This window comes from Treponema sp. (genome assembly GCF_045657965.1).
Lineage (GTDB): Bacteria > Spirochaetota > Spirochaetia > Treponematales > Treponemataceae > Treponema_D.
This window is the reverse complement of sequence record NZ_JAZOUG010000256.1, coordinates 1-3,723: the sequence shown is the minus strand read 5'-3', so window position 1 is coordinate 3,723 and position 3,723 is coordinate 1. Positions and strand designations below refer to the sequence as shown.

Here is a 3,723-nt window from a genome sequence, read left to right as displayed (position 1 = left end):
ATTTAAGTTTTTTAAGAAAATCAACAGTCCATTCTTTCTGTTGTTCAAAACGTTTTGTGCTTTCGGAGTTTGCTTCCGTTATGAAATATTTTTCAAGGCATTTTGAAAAAGAGAGTGCACCAAAAAGATTTTCTGTTCCGCTTCTAATGTTCTGCTCCTGTCCGCCGCCGGTTAAAAATGAATTGACCGGCTTTGAAAGATAAAGAATACCGATTCCTCTTGGACCTGAAATTTTATGTGCACTGAATGCAGCTGAATCAATTCCTTTATACGAGAGATTGAGAGGAATCTTTCCTGCTGCCTGAACACAGTCTACATGAAAATGCGGCTTTTTTTTACCGTTTGATGCCTTTGTAATTATATCAGCAATTTCGTAAAACGGCTGGATACATCCTGTTTCGTTATTTACGGCCATTACTGTGACAAAAACTGTGTCAGGTGTAAGGTTTTCTGCAATTGACTGCGGTGAAATAAAACCGTTTTTATCAGGATTCACGCTTACAATTTCATAACCAAGTTTTTTAAGCATTAAACATTCTTCCCGAAGGGCAGGGTGCTCAACCGCACTTAAAATAATTCTTCCTGATTTTGCAGGAGAAGTTAAAACCGAAAGCAGGGGAATATGATCGCTTTCTGTTCCGCCTGATGTAAAAAAAATCTGACTTGCTTTTACGCCAAGACATTTCGCACAGCCTTCGCGCGCTTTTTCAAAAATTTTTCTGGCTTCTTTTCCTTCTTTGTGTGCAGAAGACGGATTTCCGTCATATTTTATTGCTGTCTCAAGAGCTTCCTTAAGAATTTTTTCATCACAAGGCGCAGTTGCCGCCCAGTCAAAATAATGTTCTGAATTCATGTCATGATTTTAGTGAATATTACGGAAAGTTGCCACACTCTTAAAAAATTGTTAAACTATAAAATAATGAAAAATCTTGTGATTCTTTATGGTGCAGAATTAAGCCTCCATGCATTCGAAAAAGTTTTTGGTTCAAAATCAGCATTTGAAAGAGTTGTTGACTGGGCTTCTCTTTTCTCAGAAAAAATTATTCTGCTTTTAAAAAATTCATCTTCAGTTCTTTCTCATGTTTCTGAATCTGCTGCTTTAAATTCAAAAATCGAAATCATTTCAAAAGAATCATGGACAAAATCACTTTTTATTTCAGAAATTGCAGAGCAGCTTAAAAAAAATGAATGTGAAAATGCTCTTGTTTCCTATGCAGATACACCTTTTTTAAACGAAAAACTTACCCGCGAATTACTTGAAATGCATTCAAAATACGCCGCAGAATATTCTTTTGCAGACGGATTTCCTTATGGGCTTACACCTGAAGTAATCGAAAGCGGAACATCTTCAATCCTTGCGGAACTTTCAAAAAATACACTCAGTTCAGAAGGTGAAAAACCTGTGGACAGAGAAGCACTTTTTTCTGTCATGAAGGGCGATATAAATTCTTTTGAAATTGAAACTTTAATTGCTGATGAAGATTACAGGCTTTTACGATTTTCATTCGAAGCAAGTTCAAAAATTAATTTTACTGCCTGTAAGAATCTTTTTGAAAAAGCACAAACAAAGAATGTCAGAATAGAAGACCCGTACGAACTTTCAAATCTTGCATTAAAGTCTGCTTCAGTTATGGCAACTGTTCCTGCATTTTACAATATTCAGATTTCTTCAAAGTTTAATCATAAGATCTGCTACACACTTGAGCAGGCCGGGAAAAATCCCTGTTCAAAAGATTTTATGTCGCTTTCAGACTTTAAAAATATACTTTGTCAGATTAAAGATTTTTCTGAAAATGCAGTTATTTCACTTTCCGCATTCGGCGAGCCTCTTTTAAATCCTGAATTTTCTGAAATTGCAGAAGAAGTTCTTTCTCAAAATGACGAAAATCATAAAATTTCACTTTTAATCGAAACTGACGGCATTTTTGTAACTGAAGCACTTGCAGAAAAAATAGCTGATTCTGCTTCAAAAAATCATGCTGAAGTAAACTGGATTGTTTATATCGATGCTGTAGAAAATTCAATGTATGCTTCAATTCATAACTGTGAAAAGACAGATTTTGAAAAAGCCCTTTCTTCAGTTGTAATTCTTGAAAAAAAATTTGAAAATCATGTTTATCCGCAGTTTATGCGTATGAAAACAAATGAAAGCCAGCTTGAAGCCTTTTACCGTTTCTGGAAAGAAAAAGAAAGCCCTTCAAAAGGACAGCTTGTCATTCAAAAATACAATTCAATGTGCGGAGCTTTACCTGATTTAAAATCAGCTGACCTTTCACCTGTAAACCGTCTTGTCTGCTGGCATCTTCGTCGTGATATGACAATTCTTTGTGACGGTGAAGTTCCTTTGTGTTTCCAGCTTTCATTTAATGAAAAAGCAGGAAATATTCTTACTGAAGGAATTGAAAAAGTCTGGACTAAGATTACAGGCGTACTTGAAAGTCATATAAGCAAAAATTATTCCGATAATTGTAGTATCTGCGATGAATCCTATACCTTCAATTTTTAATGAACATCAAATCAGTATGACAATTCTCGGCGGCAAGGAAACTGTTCCTAATGTAAAAATGAACATTTCTGCTGTCATCATCAATAAAGGCTGGTCTTCTTACCGCTCAAAAATGATTGAAAATCTTATGAGGTGTGGTTTTGCAGAAATTATTTCAATCGAAACTGATTCGGAAAATTACAATATTGGTGATTTTTCAAGAAAATTTCCTTTCGTTAAAATTATAATTCCTCTTGAAAAAGTAACAGAAGGGGATTTAATTAATATTGGTATTGCAGAATCTAAATCAGATTATGTGCTTGTCTTAAAAGATTCACTTGATTTTTCAAAAGATATACTGTCATCAACACTTGCTGCTAAACTTACCGAAGCTGACATTTTTTGTATTACTCCAAGACTTACTGGTAAAGAAAATTTCGCTTTTCCTGTACTTTTTTCGCCTTCAATAAAAAAAGCATCGTTAAATGTACTTTCAACTTCAGTGGTTTCAGATGGAGCAAGAAATCTTTTTGCTTTTGATAATATTGCACTATATAACCGCCGGAAGTTTATAAATTTAGGCGGTTTTGATTATACAATTTTAAGTTCATACTGGCAGAATTTGGATTTTTTCTTCCGTTCATGGCTTTGGGATGAGCAGGTTAATTTTTCTACATCTTTCAGCCTTTCATATATTTCTGAAATTCCTGTAATTGATAATTCAGCAAATCAATTTTCAAACCGGTTTTATCTGAAAAATTTAGTTCCAAGAATCGATACAAAATATGCAGATCACGGTACAATTCCATGGTCTTCATTTTTTGCTTTCTGGCAAAGTTCTTCCTGCGGTTTTTTTGAAGCAAAAAGGCAATTTAAAGAAGCCTGTGAATGGGTAGAACAGAATAAATACAGATTTAAAAAAGATGCTCTCGATTTAGTCGAGAATTGGGGTAATAAATGACAATTATAGCAGTTCAATGCAGACTTTCATCAACTCGCTTACCAGGAAAAGCTCTTAAAGTTTTGGGCGGAAAAACTGTTCTTGACTGGACTCTTTCTGCCATGAAGAAAGTAAAAGCTGATGAATATTATGTTGCTACAGATAAAGATTCATGCAGTGAACTTACACCTGTTTGTGAAAGAAATGGATTTAAGGTTTTTACAGGCCCTCTTGAAGATGTTCTTGAACGTTACTGCAATCTCATTGAGCAAACTAAAGCTGACTGGGTTTTGCGTGC

General features: G+C 34.7%; 4 protein-coding genes. 3 read left to right on the top strand and 1 reads right to left on the bottom strand.

Annotated features, from left to right (window positions below; translation table 11 throughout):
* A partial coding sequence (locus ACKI5B_RS09670) for a cysteine desulfurase family protein (protein WP_407428194.1) occupies window positions 1-853 on the bottom strand: 853 nt, incomplete at its 3' end.
* 66 nt (window positions 854-919) lie between these two features.
* On the opposite strand from ACKI5B_RS09670, the gene ACKI5B_RS09665 reads away from it, so the two are divergent.
* The 3 genes from ACKI5B_RS09665 to ACKI5B_RS09655 all read left to right on the top strand — a co-directional run.
* Entirely contained in the window at window positions 920-2,506 is a 1,587-nt protein-coding gene (locus ACKI5B_RS09665; RefSeq protein ID WP_407428192.1) for a spiro-SPASM protein, read from the top strand.
* On the top strand, window positions 2,481-3,446 hold the full coding sequence (locus ACKI5B_RS09660; protein WP_407428190.1) for a glycosyltransferase family protein: 966 nt from the start codon (window positions 2,481-2,483) through the stop codon (window positions 3,444-3,446). Before ACKI5B_RS09665 ends, ACKI5B_RS09660 begins: the two co-directional genes overlap by 26 nt.
* Window positions 3,443-3,723, top strand: a 281-nt coding sequence (locus ACKI5B_RS09655) for a cytidylyltransferase domain-containing protein (RefSeq protein ID WP_407428188.1), incomplete at its 3' end; no start/stop codon positions are given. The genes ACKI5B_RS09660 and ACKI5B_RS09655, both read left to right, overlap by 4 nt.